Raw genomic sequence first — 19,272 nt, forward strand, 5'->3', positions numbered from 1 at the left:
CCTCATTCTCCTCAGTTGTTTACTATCGGAAGTTCTTCCGTGATTCTCTCTTCCACTTCAAAGAGCACTTTCATATAAACTTTACCATTGTCTTTCTTCTCATGCAAAATTTTTTGACTTTTTATGGTGCTATCCGTGCCGTAACGGGCCAAAATATCGTTCTTCGCCCGCGTGATCCCCTCTTGCCGTGCAGCCTCGGGTGTCAGTGTATCAGTTGTGCTACGGACCTCCATCTCCTTCTCGGTCATCAGCCCCAGCGGCAGCTGGAATGACCGCCACGTCAGCGGATCATGCTCCGTAAGCGTACGTGATTCTGCAAAGCCGGATACACCGTAACCCCACAGCTGAATCGCCCATTTGCCAAGCACGAGATAGGTACGGTCCTTCCGTTCTCCGGTATAGGAGCTTCCTGCTCTTTTCAGCGGTACCTCTATATTGTATTCATGCCAGACGAGCCCTTTCACTTCGCCTTTGGCTACTACAAATTGCATATTTTCTTCATCACCCAGTGTACCTGAGATCAATATTTGCCCTTTTTTAACCCGTGTGTTTCGGCTTACTACAGGTCTGCCCTGCTCCGCATAGATTTCGCTGACCACGGCATCGGTCCTGCTGACCAGATGCCGCGGGCTGAGCAGAGGCTTTTTTTCCGGCTGGTCGGACTCCACAATCTGGATTTTGACGCTCGTCCCAGTCCGCTGCACCCCTACCCAGGAGACCCCCGGAAGCTCTGAGGTCAGCGCTTTGGAGAGCTTGTCCGGATCTTCCATGCGCCAAATCCACTGGAAGGGGTATACCCCCTCTTGTCGTGCGGCCTGAAGGATATCCTCGGAAGCAATCCGGTCGTTGCCTTCAATTCGGATAGTCCATACCATCGAGGATAACAGCAGCAGGCCAATGCCGAACAGCAGCACACCTGCGGCAAAAAACTTCCGTTTCCACAGCCTGGCCGCCCGGAACGGCAGTCCATATCTGGCTGTGACCCGCGAGCGGCAGCCTGTCTTTTTCAAGAGCGGCCGAAGGACAAAAAAGTCATCCAGTAACAGGTTCAGGGAAGCACCGTTGCCGGCAGGCCTCACGTCCCAGATCACGATTCCTGCTTCGGTTACGGCGTTGATAAACTTTTCCACCTGCGGTCCCGTCACATGCAGTGTAACGAACCCCCGCAGTGATGACAGAGGCGGTTCCTTCATGTTTTCTCCTCGCTTCCCTTATATCTGATTTCTCCGATAACTCCCTCTACCGTCAGCTCCTGGCCCAATATATTGCGTATCATCAACCCTTCGCCGGAAATTTCCAGCGAACCGTTAACTAACGCCAGCTTCAGCTGCCCGGAGGAAAAATGCAGCACACCGCGGTGGTTCTCGATATACAGTTCTTTATTGCCGATCAGGGTGATTCGGGGCAACTCCTGCAGGACGTCCTGCGGAAGATCCAGTACCCCGTTTGTCCATCCCCGCAGCCTGCGGCCAATACGGGTCATAAGTAGACTTCTCCCCCTTCCTGCCTTCTGTACACCTTATGCGGGAGCGCTTTTGTTTATGAGAAGAACTCGGGAAGCGAATAACATTACAGGTATACAGGAAGAAAAAAAGCTCCGGACTCCTCATAGGAATCCGAAGCTTACAGACTATCTGCGAAATGTACGGGACTGCCGCGACCGCGGGGGACCCAGTATTTCCGCCCATCGGAGACCGTCCCGCAGCGCCTTGCGGTCTGCCCTGAAATCCCGGTCAACCTCCTGGACAGCATCAGGCCGTTTGCTGGCGTTTCCAGAGCCCACGGTGGACGCACTCCCGCTAAATTGCGATTCCAAGCGTTTCAACTCCCGCTCCATCCGCTCTGCACGGACTTGTACGCCGTCTTCCCGGGCTTGCTCTAAAGAAACACCTTCACCAGTTTGGTAATCGGGGGATGGCGACTCTGCAGATTCCGGCCATGCCGGGGATGCATCATATTCCGGCACCGGGAAGGAAGCCAAAGGCCTGCTAAGGTTAGGGGAATCTCCTCCGGGAACAGGAAAACCACTGCGCTCGTTTTTCTGGTTGCTCTGCGTGCGCCGGGAGGGTTGAAGGGGATTCCCGCCTCCACTTCCAAAACTAGGCATTCCTCCCGGCGAAGCGGTGCCCCCCTTCTTTTTCCCCGCCTTATTCAGACTCGAAATGATTGCGATGATGATAATCGCTGCTACATAAATCAAGCTGCCCATGGGACTCACATCCCCTTATTTATTGGTTGGACGGCTGTTGTCATCACCGTCGTTTAGTTTGCCGAGCGAACCGCGCATTTGAGTGTCAGCTTCGATATTTTTGAGATTCATATAATCCATAACTCCAAGCTTGCCGGAGCGCAGCGCTTCCGCCATGGCCAGCGGCACTTTGGACTCGGACTCGACTACAAGTGCTTTCATCTCAACGACACGGGCCTTCATTTCCTGCTCATGGGCGACAGCCATTGCTCTGCGCTCCTCTGCTTTGGCCTGGGCAATCCGTTTATCTGCCTCAGCCTGTTCAGTCTGCAGATAAGCACCAATATTCTTCCCTACATCAATGTCAGCGATATCTATGGACAGAATTTCAAAAGCCGTCCCCGAATCCAGTCCCTTAGATAATACAGTCCGGGAGATGGAATCCGGATTCTCCAGCACGTCCTTATGGGAATCACTTGAGCCTACTGTGGTGACGATCCCCTCCCCTACACGGGCGATAATGGTTTCTTCACCTGCACCGCCGACGAGGCGGTCAATGTTGGCGCGTACGGTTACTCTCGCTTTTACTTTAACCTCGATACCGTTCTTGGCTACTGCGGCTACAATCGGAGTCTCGATCACGCGCGGATTAACACTCATCTGCACCGCCAGCAGCACATCCCGTCCAGCCAGATCGATCGCAGCGGCACGCGTGAATTCCAGCGGTATATCTGCACGCTGTGCAGCGATTAGCGCATTCACAACCCGGTCTACATTCCCGCCCGCCAGATAATGGCTTTCGAGCTGATTAATATTCACGCCAAGCCCCGCCTTAGTTGCCTTGATCAGCGGATTAACGATCCGGCTTGGCGTAACCCGCCGGAGTCTCATCGCCACCAGGGTAATAATACTGATTTTCACTCCGGCAGCCCAGGCTGAAACCCATAACATGACCGGGAAAAAGCTGAAAAACACACTCAACACAACAATCACAACAACCGCGATCAGCAAAATCGTAATAGTAGACGCTTCAATCATACCTCTTCCAACCTCCGTTAAAATGTAATTTCACAATTCTTACTTCGCGGCTTCCTTCACAACCACTCGTCCGCCTTCGACCTTAATCACCGAAATGGAGACTCCTGTGTCAATAAAGGAGCCCTCGGTGACCACATCCACCCGCTCCCCATTCAGACTGGCCGTTCCTGCCGGACGAAGCGGTGTTATACTGACACCGGAGGCTCCAACCAAACTAAGCTTCTCCAGTACAGGCACAAATCCCTGCTCTTTGGTTAGGCTGTCCTTCAGGATAAACCGGTTCCATATCCCACGTTCCTTGAAAGTGACGGCCACAATAATAATGACTACCGCCGCTGCCGCAAAAGCAATGCCCAGACTGAACAACGCATGTGTATAGCTGTAAGCAGCCCTTACTACGCCCGCTACAAGGAGTACAGAGCCCAGGATACCGAGTATACCAAAGCTCGGGACAAACAGCTCCAGCACCAGCATTACAAGCCCCAGAATGAACAACAGCCAGGTCTCGGCACCGGCAAAGCCCGCCACGTAATTACCGAAGAAATATAGTGCAAAGGCCAGCGTGCCGATAATCCCCGGAACACCAAAGCCCGGAACCAGCATCTCAATGATAATTCCCGCAATTCCGATGAAGAGCAGAATCGTCATCACAATCGGGTTGGTCAGAAAATGCGACATTTTTTCCGCACCTGTATGCTCTACGCGAAAAATGTCGTCTGTGGAATAGCCCAGTGAGGTGATCGCTTCTTCAGGCGTACTTGCGATGCTGTCTGCGTACCCGGCTTTGAGCGCTTCATCGCTGCTTAATGCGATAATCTGGCCCTGTGCCTTTTTTACGCCAAGCTCGGGCTTGTTAACGACAATATTCTTATCCATCATCCCGGCAGCTATTTCCGGATCACGCCCGTTCAGCTCAGCGGCACCGACCATTTTTGATTTCCAATAGGACGTGAGCTTAGCGTCTTCCACACTATTTCCTCTGCCGTCCACCAGGGAAGCCGCACCAATCATACTGCCCGGTTTCATAATGATGTTTCCTGCGTTCAGCGCAATATAGCTGCCTGCCGAAGCGGCATCCCCCCTGATGTAAGCTGCAGTCGGAATTTTACTGTCGCGTACCATCATGCCGATCTGCTCGGCCGAATCCACGAGTCCACCCGGTGTATCTATTTCCAGCAAAATCAGAACAGCCCCGTAGTTTGCCGCCTCCTGGAATCCCCGCTCCAGAAAGCTCTGGAGCCCACGTTCAATTTCCTGATCTACCGGAATGATAAATACAGGCCCATTCTTGGACACAGGCGCAGCTGCCGATGTACGCGGCGAAGCCTTGTCTGCGCTTGCCACACCTGTTATCGGTATCAGCAGCAGCAGTAATAGGAGAACGGAAATACTGGATACCGCGATTTTACGAAATCTGTCCAAGGTCTTACCTCCTCTTCACATAATTCCAGCTCTTAGTGCATAGTACGCCCTATAGACACAAGCGTTTCAAACGAAGATAAAGAATGCAGCATAAAAAGAGACACATCAAAGTCTATTCTTAGAATGTGTCCCTATCATAATCTTATAACCCTGCAAATGCATAAATTCCCCGAAAAATGAAAAACACCCCTTAAAAAAGGGGTGCTAGCGTTATATTATTGCAGAAATTGCAGAACCGCCTGGTTCACGAGTTTACCATCGGCGCGACCTTTTACCTTAGGCATCAGTGCGCTCATCACCTTACCCATTTCACTTTTCGAAGAAGCACCGGTTTCCTGGATGGTCTGCTGTACAATTACTTTAATTTCTTCTTCGGAAAGCTGTTCAGGTAGGTATTTCATGATAATCTCGATTTCTGCCTTCGTACTCGCGGCAAGCTCGTCGCGACCCGCTGATTCAAATTCTTGGAGGGCATCTTTGCGCTGTTTGATTTCACGACTAAGGATATCAAGCACTTCGTTGTCGTCTAATGTTCTCTTCAAATCTATTTCAAGATACTTTATTGTAGAACGAACCATTCGAATCGTGGAGAGTGTGAACTTGTCCTTACTCTTCATCGCTTGCTTCATATCTTCGTTTAATCGTTCGCTAAGATTCATGCGTGGGTAATCCTCCTAAAACTTTCTCTTACGAGCAGCCTCAGACTTCTTCTTGCGCTTTACGCTTGGCTTTTCATAATGCTTGCGTTTCTTCACCTCAGCCAAGACACCATCTTTAGCAATGGAACGTTTAAAGCGACGAAGTGCAGCATCAATTGTCTCGTTTTTGCGAACTTTCGTTTCAGACACCAGTTTTCCCTCCCTCCGACCAGACCGTCCAAGAGCATAACAACACGGTTCATCAAATTTCATTATAGGTCAAAGTGAAATATGGTGTCAACCTTCGTGTTATTCTTTTTTTCGGCCAGGTACTTCCGTATTTAAAATCTGTCAGGCGTGGGATGCCGAATTTCCGACAAGAGCGCCTAATTTGGCCCCGCCAAGCAAGTGATAGTGGAGATGAGGCACAGCTTGTCCGCTGTCCGGTCCGCAATTGTTAATCAGGCGGTACCCGCTGTCTGCAATCCCAAGCTGGACAGCAATTTGCTGCGCCACGGCATGAATCTCACCGATTAGCGGCAGGTCCTCAGGTGCAACGTCATTCATGGAAGCTATGAACTTCTTTGGAATAATCAGCACATGTACCGGAGCTGCAGGCTCAATATCATAAAAAGCCAGAATCCGTTCATTTTCGAATACCTTCTTGGAAGGTATCGAACCTTCAATGATTTTGCTAAATACGGTTTCCATCGGGACGCTTCCTCCTATAGTTGTGGTGAAAAGCCAGCAGGTGAATCCAGCTTGTGCTAATCCGTGCTCGGGAATGGCATACTTCGCGGCATCATTATTTTATGTCTCTTATCATACAGGATAATTGCGGATTGGGAAAGACAGGTGCCAAAGGGGAATGGCCCCCGGAAGATTGTGGAAACATAGGGATTAGGAATGAGGGGGTGTCTGTAGTCACAGCAGATCCAGAATAGAAAATTCACAAGTTCGATTGATATAAAGCATGGAATTTGAAGACAATCAGCTCTGTTATAGATACAGACTGCTGGGAATTCATTGTGTATTTCTGCATGAAAAAAAGACAAAAAAAAGAAACACCCTATCAGCTCAGAAAGCTGATTCGGCGGCGGACGTATGAAAAGGAGAAATGCTCCCGGTCATACGTCCGCCGAGGTGTTTCAAAATGATGTCGGCTTAGCTGTATTATAACAAGGGTATGATGCTGTATCTGTGACAGTTATCACATTGTATATCAGGCATCACATTTTTTCCAAAATAATCCGCGAACCCCCGCCTCCCGGCTCTGCCGGAACGATAACGAGCTTGCGGGGCAGACGTGCCCTCAGCTCAGGAACATGGCTGATGATTCCAACGGAGAGCTGGTCGTTATGCAGTCTTTCGAGTGATGTGATAACTGTGTCGAGCAGATCCGGGTCCAACGTGCCGAAGCCTTCATCCAGGAAAAAGAATTGCAGCGGATACTGCCCCCGCAGCTGGATCTGCGCCGAAAGCGCCAGTGCCAGGGACAAAGAGGTCAGGAATGTTTCTCCGCCAGATAAGGTGGATACAGGTCGTCTTACTCCACCATTCCCGTCATCACGAATGACAAACCCGCCGCCGGAATCCACCTCAAGCGCATAACGCTGCTTGCTCAGGAAACGAAGCCGTTGTGAAGCTGCCTGACATACCTGCATGAGTTGCTCCTCTGCAATATATTCTACAAAGGCGTTTCCACGCAGCACGGTCTGCAGCTTGGACAGCCGGTCCTGAAGCGCAGCATGCTCCGCACGCTTCCCTTCAAGCTCCATCCATCGGACATGCCGGTGCTGCAAGTCTTCCAGATCTCGTTCAGCACGGGCCCGGCCCTGCAAAGCAGCCTCATCGTCTTCCTTGCATCTACGCAGGGTCTCCTGGCTCTCCTGCCATTCCTCTGTGCTCAAAATAGCCCCTTCCAGCTTCTCTTCAATATTCCGCAGCTGCAGCGTAACTTCAGCTTCACCTTCACGATGGGCCCGCACACGGGCACCTGCACCTGTCCGCTCTTCAGGGGTGAGCGCAGCACCTTCAACCTCAGTGGCTGAAGCAAACAGCGAAGCGTTCAAGCAGTCCTCCCAATGCGAGGCGGCAGCCGCACAATGCTCCCGGGCAGAATCAGCCGCCTGGCGGCTGATAGCCGCTTCCTTCACCGCATGCTGTGCCTGTTCCGCTGCTGTCCGGTGAGCCTGCCTGCTGCTGTCCAGACCCGCCTGCAGCGCCTGCAGGCGCTGCTCGCATTCCGCCAGCAAGACGGCAGCAGACCTGCCGCCAGTCCACTGAAGGAGACGCTGCTCTTTCTCTCGCTCCAATGCCTCTTTCCCTTCCAGCTGTGCGTTCCACTGTGCCAGTTCTTTGTCTAAGGATGCTATTTCCTCTTGAAGCACCTGCACGGAAGTACTCTTGTCATCCAGGAACTTGACGCTGATCTCCAGCCGTCCCCTAATTTCTTCAGCTAGCTCATCCTTCTTCTGCATTTCGCGGTAGGCATGCTCGGCATCATCCGGAGCCAGCTCCGGAAAGAGCCGCATCCATTCGTTATGGAGCTCATCCAGTTGCCGTACCAGATCTGCGGCTTTGGCTGTAATGCCTTGCAGCCAAGCTGCTTCGGCTTCCGCCGCTGCTGCTTCCTTATGGGTCAGCTGCTGTTGTTCCTGCATGGAGCGCTGCCATTCTGCCGCACTTCGGCGAAGCTCACCGGAGCGGATTTTAAGCGCAGAAAAATCAGTTTCCAATCCGGACAAAGCCTGCTCTGCCGAAACTGTATCAGTGCTGAATGAAACAGGATCGGCAGAGAGACCGGCAGAAGCCGAAGCCTCAGAAGGATTGGCCGGCGCTGCAGATTGATCTGATGGAGCCAGGACTTCAAGGCCAGTTGATAGAGTCAGATTTGCAGGATGATCCAAAGAAGCCGGGGCTTCAGTTAAATCTGAAGGAGTCAAGGTCCAGGACGGGACTGGGTCGGCAGCGCTGTCTTGTTCCAGCCCCGCAGCTGCAGGTGCCGCGAAGGATTCTACTGCCCCTTCGCCGTATACCTGCTCCAGCCAGGTCACGTCCTGCTCCAGCAGGCTGCGGAACAGATGACGCGCTTCAAGCGCCCGTCTGCCTAGCGCACGGGACTGCTCAAGCTGCCGCTCCAGCTCATCCCGCTCGCCGCTGTCCTCTGTCAGCGCAGGTGCGGGGTGATGCGGGCTGCCGCAGACCGGGCACGGCTGCCCGTCCTGCAGTTCACTGGCGAGCGACAGAGAGAGCCGGTGCCGCTCTTGGCCCTTGAGCGCCGCCGCAAGCGTGCTTCCGTGAAGCTCCAGCTGATCGGCGGCGGCTCCCGCTGCGGCCTCTCCGGCGCGCAGCTCCTCCAGGTGCAGCACTGCGGCGGCGATTCCCGCGCCGCGCTGCGCCTCAAGCGAGCGCCGCCGGTCCCCGGCGGCGGCGAGCCGCGCCTCTGCCGCCGCGAGCACCGCGGCGCGCTCGGCGCGTTCCCGTTCCGCCGTCTCCCGCTGGGAGGAGGCGGAACGCAGGCCCTGGAGACGCTGCATGGCCTCCTGCAGCGTCTGCCGCTCCTGGGAGCGGACCGCCAGCGGCTGCAGGCTCTGCTGCAGCTCTTGCTGGCGCTTTTGGCCCTTGGCCAAAAGCTCACGCTCCCGGGCCATGCTCTCCCGCCGGGCAGCGAGCCCGCGGGAGGCCTCATCGCGGCGCTCCAGCACCGCTGTGCGCTCGCGCCGCAATCCGCCCAGCTCGGCTTCCAGCTCGAGCGCGCGGCGGTAGGTATCCGCCCCCTGCCGGAGGGCGGGTTCCTCCTCGGCCAGCGCGGCCTGCGCCGCCGCTTCCGCCGCTGCCTGCTCCGCCGCCTGCCGCTCGGCTGCGGCGGCCTGCACCTCCTGGCCCTCCGCACGGGCCAATCGGCTTTTCCAGGCCTCTTCCGCGCTGCGCCAGGCCCTCAGCGCGGGCAGCATCTTCTCGGCTTCGTCAGCCTTGCCGAGCTTCTGCTCCAGCAGGAGGATATCTGCCTCCTGCGCAAGCAAAGCCTGCCGCTGCCCCTCACGGCGGGAGCGCTCGTCCTGCAGCTCGCGGATGCGGGCATAGCGTTCCGCCCGCTGCACCGCCTCATCCAGCCGCTTGCGGCAATCTGCCGCCTGGCGGACCGCTTCCTGCAGGCGCTGCTCAGCAGCCTCAACATCTGTCTTGCCTGCACTGCCCAGCCCCTGCTGCTCCGCCTCCAGTGCGCGCAGCGCAGCCTCATTCTCCTTCACCCGGCGGCTAAGCTTCAGCGCCAGCCCGTCACCATACTGCTCCAGATGAAAAAGACGCTGGAGCATTTGTCTGCGGTCTACACCCCGCAGTGACAGAAACTCTGCAAACTTACCCTGCGGCAGCACAACGGCCCGGGTGAAATCATCCATTTTAAGTCCGATATGCTCCTCTACACAGCGTGTAACATCGGCCAGCTTATCGGCCATCACGTGATCACCGTCATCTGCAACCTCGATGAAACGGCTGATTGTATTGCTCACGGACTGGTCTCCGGTCCGCTTGAATTTCCGTTCGACCCGGTAACGGCGGGGGCCGGCTGAGGAAGTCAGCTCAAAAGTAAATGCCACGCTAAGCTGGTCCTCGGAATGGTTCATGATTCCCTGTGTCCCGTTCACTGCCCGTTCCACTTTGCCATACATGGCCAGTGTGATCGCGTCCAGCAAACTGGATTTGCCGCTTCCCGTCGGCCCAAAAATACCGAACAGCCCTGTTTCGGTCAGACTCGCAAAATCAATCTCCTGCTGCTCTCTGTAGCTTTGCAGTCCAGCCACTTTTAGTAGAATTGGCTTCACTTCAGTTCTCCTCCCCTTCCGCAGGCTCGCGCCGCTCTTCTTCTGCCAGCTCCAGGAACAGTTCAATCAGGCTGTCCTCAGGCTCTGCCCCGCCGGTCTGCCGCTGGTAGAATCTGCGGAACAGCTCTTGAACCGGCATACGCGAACGGGCCATCTCCTCAAGCTCCTGCTCCATCTGCGGATACACCGGACGAATATGGATGATCCCCTCTCGGGATTTGCGCAGCCGCTGGATATCATTCAGCGACATCGCTTCCGTCAGGCGGAGCTCCAGATCAATAAAAGCAGTTGCATCCCGGCCTTCGTCCAGCCAGTTATAGACTTCCTGTAACCCGCCGGAAGACTTCCAGTTCACCAGAGGACGGCCGCAGCGCAAATAGATTTCCTCAAAGGAAGGTTCTCCGCCAGGCGCAATCTCTAGCAATGCCACGGACTTGGCCTGACCCGCTTCAGAGAAGCTGTAGGCCAGAGGCGATCCGCTATAACGGATCATGCCGTCGCCCTTCACGCTCTGGGCGCGGTGAAGATGCCCAAGCGCTGTATATTGTGCACCACATGACAGCGCTGAGGGATCTACAGTGTAAGCACCACCCACCTGTATCGGCCGTTCCGAGTCTTTACTCTCTAAACCGCCCAGGACATAGATATGGCTCATCGCCAAATTGACCGTCTGAGGTGTGAATTCCCGCCCCAGCATGCTCATCAGCCTGCCTACCCTTGCGCTGTAGGCAAGACGAAGCTCATCTTCTCCGCTATCCCCGGCGAGCAGTTCGCCAAGCCGGGCTTCAGAGGGATAAGGAAGGGCTGCGATTTTGGCGATTTCTCCTGTACGTACAGCATGGACCGTCACCGGCTCAGAGGTAGGCAAACCTACAAGTGTAATGCCCTGTCTGCGGACAAGCGGGGACACGGATGCTACACGCTCAGGCTGATCATGATTGCCGGAAATGACCACCAGCGGCCGGCCATTTGCCGTAAGTCTGGCGGCAGCATCGTAGAACAGCTGCTCTGCTGCTGCCGGTGGATTCACGGAATCATAAACATCTCCCGCCATCAGAATAAGATCTGCCTGGGAATCATCAGCAATCTCTACCAGCTCATCGATGAACTGCTCCTGCTCCTTCTGCCGGCTTCTTCCTTCCAGCGTCCGGCCCAGATGCCAGTCCCCCGTATGCAATATGCGCATTGTCGTCCTCTTTTCCCCGCCCTCATGCGGTATTTCTCGATTGATAGATTTATAGTTTCATCGGCAAGAATATGGATCGATTTATAGCTTTACAGCATGACCGCCGTCAAAAAAGTACAGCCAAATCTCGCTGACCGGCTCCCCGAGAATATTCAGAAGCGCCTTGCTGTACAGCTCCAGCTGAAACCGGTACTTTTCTTTCAGAGAATCAATTCCGCCCTGATGCTCCAGAACAGCATCCGTCTTGTAATCCAGCAGAATCAGCCGTCCCTCCTCCCGGAAGAGGCAGTCGATTACACCTTGAATCAGGACGGATTCCCCCATGGCCGGTCTGACTTCAGGAGTTTCAAGTCCCGCTGCCGCTTCATTGAGATCAATGAGTCCATGGTAGGCCTCACTTGCCGGAACCATATAACTGAAAGGCTGTTCTCTTCTTTTCCAGGGAGCCCCAATTAGCCTCCGGCCCATTTCCCCCATGTAAAACGCCTCAATATCACCAAGCTCGACTGCCTCGGCCTGCTCGACTGTGAGAATGGCAAACCGTGTAAGACGTGCTATTGTTGCTTCCAGGACAACACGGTCTACAGCACCTTCCAGCGGAACATGCTGCATGACCGTATGATAGGCCGTTCCCCGCTCTGAAGGCGACAAGCCACGTTTCTCCATAAATTTCGGGCGCTGCAGATGCAGACTATCTGTTCCTGCCACCCCGCGTGCCAGGCCATTCCCCGAAGCCGGGAGCCGTGACTCTTCCAGCAAATCATAGGAAGGCTGCTCCTGCATGGACAGCATCGATTTCAGTTCGGTGACTGAAGTTTTAGCGGGAATCCCGGATGCGGCAGCATAAGGATAGACCCAGTTCAGTCGTGCGGTGATATCAGTCTCTCTACTTGTGTTCTTAGATGCCACACTGCGGCCGCGCTTCAATGCTTCGAGCATAGTATACCGTTCCTCATTCTGATCCGCTGTACCAGCCGCAGCAAGAGAGCCGGAACTGAGTTCTGCCGCGTTCACCGCTGAGATGCTCCAATTAGAAGCATCTCTATGCAGTACCGCAGATAGAGCCCCCTCTGTTCCTGCCAGCTTACGCAGAATAGCTGCTCCTGGATGCCGGATGAGTGCCGGTCCTACCCAATCTAAATAGCTGCGTCCCCGGGCCAGTAAATGATCCTCCAGCAGCAATTCTTCACGGGACTGCACGCTGCTCCAGCCTGCAAGGGTGCGCGATAAATCCCTTACCGTGCCGACAAGGATCATTTTGTCACGCGGCCGGGTTAATCCGACATAGAGCACACGCATTTCCTCTGCCAGCAGTTCCAGCCGGGAACGGCGGTTGATGGCCAGATAAGGAAGTGTAGGGTAGCTGACCCGGGTATCCCGTTCTACAAAACGCGGTCCGAATCCAAGCTCTTTATGCATCAGGAAAGGTGAATACAGATCCTGACGGTTGAACGGCTTCGCCATCCCTGCCAGAAACACTACCGGGAACTCCAGACCCTTGGACTTGTGAATGGTCATAATTCTGACTCCTCCGGCCTCTTCACCCGTTCCTCCGGCCACTCCCAAGTCTCCGCCATTTTCTCTCAGCCGGTTAATGAACACCAAGAAGCGGAATAATCCTCGCGAAGAGGTGTCATTTTCAAATTGTACGGCCCGGTCATACAGTGCTGTCAGATTGTTCTGGCGCTGAAAGCCTCCAGGCAGGCCGCCAACCCACTCCAGATAACCGCTCTCACCATAAATCCGCCAGATCAATGTACTGAGACTGCCTTGCCGTGCGGCATTTCTCCAGCCCTCAAGCAGCTTCAGAAAAGCTTGCAGCTTCATTTGAAGCTCTAAAGAAATCTCCGGTATTCCTAAGGCAGTTGCTGTATCTTCCGCAAATCCACCGCTTTGTGCCAGGTTGACTTCATTAACAGCAGCACTCTCGGCTTGAACAGCCTCTGTCAATCCTGCTGCCTGCTGTATTTCCGCATGTAAAGACTTTGAAGAATAGACTGGTTTATTCTCTTCCCCGGCTGCCGCAAGGACAGCATCAAAAAATGAACCATTGCTGCAAAGGCGCACCAAAGCCAGCTCTTCTTCGCGCAAATTCACCACAGGTGAACGAAGCACGCCAGCCAGCGGGATATCCTGACGGGGATTGTCCACAATCTGCAGCAGCGAAAGGGCAATTTCTACTTCGGTAGCCTGAAAGTAACCCTTGTTCTGGTCACCATACGCCGGGATACCCTCCAAACGCAGCTCCTCGATCATCAACGGTGTCCAAATCCGCGCAGACCGCAGCAGAATGACTATATCGCCGTAAACAACCGGCCGCATGATTTTTAGGCCTTTATCATAAATAAGCAGCGGCTCGCCGCCACTCATGCCGGTCATCTGCGAGATGCGCCGCACAATGGCCCTCGCCTCAAGCTGTGCGGTTTCACTCTCAATGGCTTCATTCTCCTGCGGGGGAAGTTCCCCGTCCTCAGCCGGCTCCTCTGAGCGTCCGGACGTCGATGTTCCCCGGTCGATAAGAAGCAGCTCAGGGGCAAAATAAAGATCCGGCCCTTTTTCCTCAGCCCCCGGAAAATGTGCTCCGTAGACTAGCTCTGCGCGCTCATCATAGCTTATTTCAGCAACCTTACTGTCCATAATCTGCCGGAAAATCATATTAACAGCATTGACCACCTCCAGGCGGCTGCGGAAGTTGCGGGCCAGATCGATTACCGAGCCGCCTTCCGGCTTGCCTGAATTCTGGATTTCATCTCCTCCGGCACCTTCCCCAGTCCCGGTTACGCCATCACTTCTGTTGTCTCTGGCTGAGCCAAAGCTCCGGTATTTATCCAGAAACAATCCCGGCTCCGCCAGCCGGAAACGGTAAATACTCTGCTTCATATCTCCAACCATAAAGCGGTTGCCGGGAGATTCACGGGAGATCAGGCGTACAATTTCTTCCTGCACGCTGTTTGTATCCTGATATTCATCCAAGAGCACTTCGTCAAACTGGTCACGGTACTCCATGGCCGCATCCGAAGGCACTGAATGACCGGGTACAGAATCCTGGTGGCGCAGGATCTTCAGGCAGTAATGCTCGAGGTCACTGAAATCGACCAGGCCCCGCCCTGCTTTCTCGATCCGGTAGCGTTCACCGAATTCAATTACCGTCTCCGCAAGCTCCCGCATCAGCGGTGCTGCCTCATGCAGCTCGCCCAGAAAGGCCTCGGCCGGACGCCCAAATAGGGATTTCTGCAGCTCCAGCAGGTTCTTCTTCACACTATCACGGAGATCCTTCACCGTCTCCTGCAGTCCGGGATCGGTCGAGTCCTTCTTGCAGGCCTTCAGCTTTCCAAACGATATTTCCATAAAAATATCATACAGCTCGGCCCACGGGCGGAATTCCAGAGCTTCCTGCAGCGATTGCACCATTTCCAGATCCGCAGCCAGATTCTCGGCATAAGGAGCAGGCCCTCCCGGCTGCAAAGCGATATTCCGGCCCTCGCGGAGCTGGCTCGCAGCCCCATCCAGCGTCAGCTTCGCTTCCGCCAGAATACTCTGGACCCATGGCGTGCGGCTAAGAGCATCCGTGTCCGGTAACGAGAAATCCGCAGCGGTACCCCGCAACCACTCCGCCGGCCAGGGATGGCTGCGCGCAAAATCATGCAGCCGCTGCACCAGCGCATGCACAGCATCATCACTGCGTTCACCGCTGAACCAGTCAGCCAGCTGTACAAAAACAGTATCTTCCCCGTCTTCTGTCACTTCTCCATATTTCTCTTCCAGCAGCTCCTCCAGCAGTTCCTGGCGCATCATCTCTGCTTCATGCTCATTCAGAATCCGGAAACCCGGATCAATGGGAATGAGCTGGTAATAACGCCGGATGACTTCCAGACAAAAGGAATGCAGCGTCGTAATCGAGGCTTTGCCGAGCAGAGCAAGCTGGCGGCGCAGATGCTCATTGCCCCGGCTCCCTTCTTCATCCCCGGATTCCTCCTCCAGCTTTCGTTCCAGTGCCTCGCGGATACGCTGCCGCATTTCAGCAGCCGCTGCCTTTGTAAACGTGGCCACTAGCAGCCGGTCTACACTGAACCCGTTCTCTTCGCTGCTGATTTTACGGATAATCCGTTCGACCAGCACTGCAGTCTTGCCGGAGCCTGCCGCCGCCGCGACCAGGATATCATCACCGCTCTCGGCGATAGCGCGCCATTGGTCGTCGCTCCATAGACTTCCTTCCGGTTTGGGCTCTATTTCCGCTTTTCGTATCATGGCTTTTCTCCTCCTTCGCGGGACAGCAGGTCCCAGATCACTTCTTTGCCCGGCTTGCCGAGAATGTTGTAAGCATTTCCTTCCACAGCCTCATCAAACTGGCATACCGGCCGGAAAGAGCAGAAGGTGCAGGCCGTTTCCTGCTGTATCCGGTAGGGCTGAATCGCCACATCGCCTTCGGTAATGCGTGTCCCGATATCGGAGATCGTACTGCGTACCGAAGACAGCAGATGTCCCCATTGCTCAGGCGTAGCGACTGATGCACTGCTATAAAAGCTCCCGTCGCTCTTCAGTGCCACCGGCACTATCGAGGAATGCCCCTTGTCCAGAGTGGTGTCCATAAGTGAGACTACTTCACGGTCCGCAGTCAGCAGCCCTTTCATTTTGAAACGCTTCATCAGCTCCTGCTCTGCCTGCTCGCGGTTCATGCCGTTGGCTGAGGTCAAGAGCGGATCATGCACATGGAAATAGAGCGTTCCGGCAGGAAGAGCAGTCTTGCCGAGCCATTGCTCCGAATAGGTGAGCAGAACATCCAGGTAGGTAAGCATTTGCAGCGACAGCCCGTAATAGACTTCGTGCAGCTTGAGGTCCTTCTGGCTGGATTTATAGTCGATGACCCGCAGCAGAATGCCTTGCTCGCCTTCGGCCATATCCACACGGTCGATCCGGCCCACCACCTCCATCACACAGCCGTTTGGCAGGGTGATTCGAAGCGGCGGCAGGTCCTTGCCCGGTCCAAAATCAAGCTCAAGCCCCACCGGTTCAAAACTTCCCCTTCTGGCATGTTCCCCAAGGATCACAGAGGCGCGGCCGACGATGTTCTTGAGCTTACGGGAGATATATCCGTAACGCTTGCTGCTCATCAGGATTTCACCTTGGAGAAGCGGCGAGAGCCTGTCCACAGTCTCCCCGGCCTCACGGCGGCATTCCTCTGCCGTCATGCTGCCCCAGCTGCGTCCCTGCTTCTGTAACTGAACGGCCATTTCGCTGAGAGCGGCATGGAACAGCTGCCCAATATCAGGGGCCTGCAGCTTGTAGAGCTGGCGTTCCTTCAGCCTCAGACCGTAGGAAGCGAAATGCGAGAAGGCGCAGGCGACGAATTTCTCCATGCGGGATACACTGCCCCGTACTGTCGTTCCGCCGTATAAACGCAGACTGGTCTCCTGCTTCAGCCGATTTCCGTCATTGCGGTAGAAGAGTGAACCAAGCAGCTTTACCAGCTGCGGTCCATGCTCCTTATCCGTGATAAACCAGTTATAGACATCCCACCAGAGCGCGGGAATGTCCACTCCCTGCCGCCACTGCCGAAGCTGTAGAACCAGCATGCGCAGCGTCTGTTCCGGTTGACCTACAAAACCCATATGCAGCGCTTCAAGCGCCTCAGTTTCGTCTGCCGCTCCACCCACAGCTGTTGGAAATCCGGATACAAATTGCTCTTTGAGTGCCCCTGGAAACATGCCATGCAAATGGCGGATCATTTCGGATGGCAGCAGAGCCTTACCCTCTTCATCTGCTGTCGCATAACTGATCCAAAGCTTGCGGCTTGCCGTAGTGAGTGTATTGTAAATTAGAAAACGCTCATCCAGCAGCTTGCGGGAAGATCCGGGAGTAAGCTCCATTCCGGCATTCTCCAGCAGCAGGCGTTCCCCCTCCGAGAGGATGCCGTCCTCCTTGAACTGGGCGGGAACAACCCCTTCATTGAAACCCAGTAAAAAGGCATATTTGACTCCCGATACCCGGGTGCGGTCCATAGTTCCCACCAGCACCTGATCCAGCGCAGGCGGCACCAGCCCCATCTTCAGTTCAGCCAGCCCTGTCTCCAGTACCCCGGCAAAAACATCAAACTCCATTCTTTCGCCGCCCATCATCTCGGCAATCTGATCCAGCAGATTCAGTACCGCTCCCCATAACTGGGTATGCTCGCGGGCCGCTTCTGGCTGCCCCAGCCCTAACGCCTTGGCACTCATCTGTTCCAGCTTGCTTGCGGCATCCGTGTCCTGCAGAAGAAAGTAGACAGCCTTGCACAGCTCCAGTCCGCTGCGGCTTGTTTTGACCCGCTTCTCAAAAGCCTGAAGCGGACCTGTAATAACCTCCCGGCATGCTTCCATTCTTGCCAGCAGCACTTCATCCACGGCTCTCTCGCCTTCCAGCGACAGACTCGGGATTCCTTTCCAGGACCGGCCATTCGTCCAGCGGTGGCCCTGAATGCCGCAAGCCAGCACATAATTCTCCAGTGCATCCATATCGGCGCGCGTCACACTGTAGTCCATCGGCAGCAACAGGTCCGTCTTCACACAGCGGAACACATCCTCATACCGCCACCGTCTTCGCACCACATCAAAGGCAGAGCGGATAAATTCTACCAGTGGATGATGCAGCTCATTCATCTTTTGGTCAAGGAAGAATGGGATTCCGTAGTCTTGGAACAGGGGAACCACAAGCTGCTCATAGTCGGCAATATTACGCATAAATACAGCCATCTCCCCGTATTTTGCACCTTCCTCACGGGCAAGACGGAGCATCTCCCTCAGGCTTCCTTCTACTTCGGCTCTGCGCGAAGCTGCCGCAGTAAGGGTAATTGCATCTGCAACCTCTGAAGCGGCACCGATCCAGCGGATTCGCCGGCCAAACCCCTTCTCCAGATGGGCAAGGACAGGACTTCCGACAAAACGCGGCAGCACCGGGGGTGCCAGGAGTTCATCCCATACCGTCAGGCCCATTTCATCTGCCATTCCGCGAAGCTTGATACAGGTTACTGCCGCGGGATGAAACAGCTCCAGCTCATGAGGCTGCATGCCCGCAGAATAAATCCGGTCCAGTGTCAAAGCGACTGTGACCTTAGCGGCATATTGCATCAGCTCCCGCAGCACGGCAAATTCCTGTGTTGTGAAGCCGTGAAAACCGTCCACCCAGATTTCCGCACCACGAATATAAGAAGACTCCTGAATATGTTCAGCCAGTTCAGCCAGCCGATCCTCCTCATCGATGTACAGCTGGGACATTTCCTGTTCCAACTCGCGGAACACCATATGTACATCATCCAGCTTGCTTGCAAGAATGGGACTTCGCCCTATCGAGTCTCTCATCCGGGCGATCTGCTCCTCCAGATCAGCAGTGCCCAGGCAGCAGCGCTTCAGTTCCGTATGCAGTTGGCTAAGCCGTTCTACAAAGCCCGGTCTGTCGCTCGATGCACCAAACAGCTTCAGCTCTTCCTTGCGGCGGCTGATAATCTTGTAGATCAGCATCTTCTTGCCTTCCTCGCTGATCGGCAGACTCGCGCTGCCTCCGGTCTCCTGCTTCACCCGGTAGGCCAGCCGCGAGAAACTCAGCGTCTGGGCACGGATGCTGCCCTTCGTCTTGCCAGTCTTCAGCAGCCCTTGCTCTGCACCGAAGGAGCCCTGCTCCGGGACAAGCACTATAATCGGCGCACCCAGTGGTTCCGCTTCGAGACAGGAGGAGATATCCTCCCATATTTTCGTAGTCTTACCGCTGCCTGAGCGGCCAATCAAAAAGTGTACTGTCATCACAGTAAACCCCTTCCGTAGCGGAGAAATAGTTAAAGCTATAACATGCTATACAATTATTCACGTGTTTTATAGTTCCTACCGGCGTATAGAATGCCAGCAAGTCCAGTACATATTCCATCCATAATCCGAAAATATTCAAGTGAATCCGTCCCAATATTATAGCATACCTCTTCCAGCAAGAACATACGTTTGCCATTCT

General features: G+C 54.7%; 12 protein-coding genes. All 12 read right to left on the bottom strand.

The window, feature by feature from the left end:
• Positions 1-11 precede the first annotated feature (11 nt).
• The gene (gene yqfD / locus A3849_RS17075; RefSeq protein WP_074112505.1) at positions 12-1,193 is read right to left on the bottom strand and encodes a sporulation protein YqfD; all 1,182 of its coding nucleotides are present in this window, start codon (positions 1,191-1,193) and stop codon (positions 12-14) included.
• Positions 1,190-1,483, bottom strand: a complete 294-nt coding sequence (gene yqfC, locus A3849_RS17080) for a sporulation protein YqfC (protein WP_074085702.1) — start codon at positions 1,481-1,483, stop codon at positions 1,190-1,192. The genes yqfD and yqfC overlap by 4 nt, the downstream gene beginning before the upstream one ends.
• Before the next feature lie 147 nt (positions 1,484-1,630).
• Complete coding sequence (locus A3849_RS17085) at positions 1,631-2,209, bottom strand: hypothetical protein (RefSeq protein ID WP_074112506.1); 579 nt, start codon at positions 2,207-2,209, stop codon at positions 1,631-1,633.
• Between the two features lie 15 nt (positions 2,210-2,224).
• Entirely contained in the window at positions 2,225-3,226 is a 1,002-nt protein-coding gene (gene floA, locus A3849_RS17090) for a flotillin-like protein FloA (RefSeq protein ID WP_074112507.1), read from the bottom strand.
• 39 nt (positions 3,227-3,265) lie between these two features.
• A complete protein-coding gene (locus tag A3849_RS17095) occupies positions 3,266-4,648 on the bottom strand; it encodes an NfeD family protein (protein WP_074112508.1) in 1,383 nt (460 codons plus the stop codon).
• Between the two features lie 215 nt (positions 4,649-4,863).
• Positions 4,864-5,307, bottom strand: a complete 444-nt coding sequence (locus A3849_RS17100) for a GatB/YqeY domain-containing protein (protein ID WP_074085706.1) — start codon at positions 5,305-5,307, stop codon at positions 4,864-4,866.
• A 15-nt stretch (positions 5,308-5,322) separates the two neighbouring features.
• Positions 5,323-5,496, bottom strand: a complete 174-nt coding sequence (gene rpsU, locus A3849_RS17105; RefSeq protein ID WP_005547957.1) for a 30S ribosomal protein S21 — start codon at positions 5,494-5,496, stop codon at positions 5,323-5,325.
• A gap of 141 nt (positions 5,497-5,637) precedes the next feature.
• On the bottom strand, positions 5,638-5,997 hold the full coding sequence (locus A3849_RS17110) for a histidine triad nucleotide-binding protein (protein WP_074085707.1): 360 nt from the start codon (positions 5,995-5,997) through the stop codon (positions 5,638-5,640).
• A 518-nt stretch (positions 5,998-6,515) separates the two neighbouring features.
• Positions 6,516-10,112: an AAA family ATPase gene (locus A3849_RS17115; protein WP_074112509.1), complete on the bottom strand. Its 3,597-nt coding sequence runs from the start codon at positions 10,110-10,112 to the stop codon at positions 6,516-6,518.
• Between the two features lies 1 nt (position 10,113).
• Positions 10,114-11,298, bottom strand: a complete 1,185-nt coding sequence (locus A3849_RS17120) for an exonuclease SbcCD subunit D (RefSeq protein ID WP_074112510.1) — start codon at positions 11,296-11,298, stop codon at positions 10,114-10,116.
• An 81-nt stretch (positions 11,299-11,379) separates the two neighbouring features.
• On the bottom strand, positions 11,380-15,546 hold the full coding sequence (locus tag A3849_RS17125) for a UvrD-helicase domain-containing protein (protein WP_074112511.1): 4,167 nt from the start codon (positions 15,544-15,546) through the stop codon (positions 11,380-11,382).
• Positions 15,543-19,070: a helicase-exonuclease AddAB subunit AddB gene (gene addB, locus A3849_RS17130; RefSeq protein ID WP_074112512.1), complete on the bottom strand. Its 3,528-nt coding sequence runs from the start codon at positions 19,068-19,070 to the stop codon at positions 15,543-15,545. Before addB ends, A3849_RS17125 begins: the two co-directional genes overlap by 4 nt.
• Between the last annotated feature and the right edge of the window lie 202 nt (positions 19,071-19,272).

This window comes from Paenibacillus sp. P46E (genome assembly GCF_001909095.1).
Lineage (GTDB): Bacteria > Bacillota > Bacilli > Paenibacillales > Paenibacillaceae > Paenibacillus_AQ > Paenibacillus_AQ helianthi.

Coding starts and splice junctions, on each gene's coding strand:
- yqfD (WP_074112505.1), bottom strand. CDS start 1,193: ATGAAGGAACCGCCTCTGTCATCACTGCGGGGGTTCGTTACACTGCAT.
- yqfC (WP_074085702.1), bottom strand. CDS start 1,483: ATGACCCGTATTGGCCGCAGGCTGCGGGGATGGACAAACGGGGTACTG.
- A3849_RS17085 (WP_074112506.1), bottom strand. CDS start 2,209: ATGGGCAGCTTGATTTATGTAGCAGCGATTATCATCATCGCAATCATT.
- floA (WP_074112507.1), bottom strand. CDS start 3,226: ATGATTGAAGCGTCTACTATTACGATTTTGCTGATCGCGGTTGTTGTG.
- A3849_RS17100 (WP_074085706.1), bottom strand. CDS start 5,307: ATGAATCTTAGCGAACGATTAAACGAAGATATGAAGCAAGCGATGAAG.
- A3849_RS17110 (WP_074085707.1), bottom strand. CDS start 5,997: ATGGAAACCGTATTTAGCAAAATCATTGAAGGTTCGATACCTTCCAAG.
- A3849_RS17120 (WP_074112510.1), bottom strand. CDS start 11,298: ATGCGCATATTGCATACGGGGGACTGGCATCTGGGCCGGACGCTGGAA.
- A3849_RS17125 (WP_074112511.1), bottom strand. CDS start 15,546: ATGATACGAAAAGCGGAAATAGAGCCCAAACCGGAAGGAAGTCTATGG.
- addB (WP_074112512.1), bottom strand. CDS start 19,070: ATGACAGTACACTTTTTGATTGGCCGCTCAGGCAGCGGTAAGACTACG.